Source organism: Gluconobacter sp. P1D12_c, from assembly GCF_018812105.1.
Taxonomy (GTDB): domain Bacteria; phylum Pseudomonadota; class Alphaproteobacteria; order Acetobacterales; family Acetobacteraceae; genus Gluconobacter; species Gluconobacter oxydans_A.
The window spans coordinates 1-358 of sequence record NZ_JACSIQ010000875.1 but is presented as its reverse complement, the minus strand read 5'-3'; the positions used below and the strand labels follow the sequence as shown (position 1 = coordinate 358).

Genomic DNA, 358 nt, shown 5'->3' with positions numbered 1-358 from the left:
CTGTCAGAGAGATATGCTCCCAGCCGAGGGGTGCAATATGCCGCGCCAGGTCATCGGAAATGCCGAGCGTTGCGATGGCAGACTGAAGATAGCGCGTATTCCATAGGATAACCGCTGCCACCAGCAGGTTTAAACCTGACGCTCGATAAGCCTGATTTTCAATCCGCCGATCCCGCAGTTCACCAAGCTGGTTGAAGAAGAGCGCCCGAGCCAGCGCATTCCGGGCTTCTCCCTTGTTGAGCCCTGCCTGGGTTCGCCTGCGCAAATCCAGATCCTGTATCCAGTCGAGCATGAAAACCGACCGCTCGATCCGGCCAACTTCACGCAAGGCCACAGCCAGACCATTCTGACGGGGATA

At 57.3% G+C, this 358-nt stretch carries 1 protein-coding gene; it reads right to left on the bottom strand.

The window, feature by feature from the left end:
• Window positions 1–358, bottom strand: a 358-nt coding sequence (locus tag KP705_RS19600; protein WP_215765522.1) for a Tn3 family transposase, incomplete at both ends; no start/stop codon positions are given.